The 656-nt window shown below is 65.7% G+C and carries 1 pseudogene; it reads right to left on the bottom strand.

Annotated elements, in window-relative coordinates:
* A pseudogene (locus CCN37_RS38220) lies at positions 1-427 on the bottom strand (hypothetical protein); the annotation flags it as partial.
* Positions 428-656 lie beyond the last annotated feature (229 nt).

Here is a 656-nt window from a genome sequence, read left to right on the forward strand (position 1 = left end):
GCACGGCGGCGGCGTCGTCCAGCGGCATGAACAGCGGCAGCCGGTCCAGGTACGCCTTGCCTCCGGGGCGGTCCTGGGTGCGTTTGAAGATCTCCAGAAAGTGGTCGTCGAAGAAGAAGACCCACACGTACCAGTCGGTGACCAGCGCCAGGTCCTCAGCGCTGGCGTCCGGGTGCGTGTAGGCGCACAGCAGCGCGTAGTCGTGCGCGTCCAGGTCGGCGGTCTCCCAGACGCCGGACCCCTCCAGCATGCCCATGCGGCGTGCCCACTCCCGCGAATGGGACCGCGCCTCCTCCAGGTGGGGGTTGAGGCGGGCCGGGTACGGCACGTAGAAGTCGGGCAGTTCGAAGGGTTGCGACAACGTGCGGTCCCCCAGCTCGTCGAATCGGTGCGGCGGTTGGCCTACCCAGGGCAGAGCGATCAACATCCTTTTTCACCCGTACGTGGGATGCGCCCGTTACGGGGTTGTCGAACAAATTCCGTGGCAGGTCCCGCAGTTGCGCTGCTAGGTTCGCGATCGTGGCGAAGCTGAATCAGATCATCGCGGTCGAGAAAGGCGTCAAGTCCAAGGTGGCCCAGGACTTGGCGCAGGCGAAGCACGGGATGGGTAAGCCCCAGATGCTGGCCGGTATCTCGCGGACGTACCAGCCCAAGGA

Source organism: Allokutzneria sp. NRRL B-24872 (assembly GCF_002155965.1).
Classification (GTDB): Bacteria; Actinomycetota; Actinomycetes; order Mycobacteriales; family Pseudonocardiaceae; genus Allokutzneria.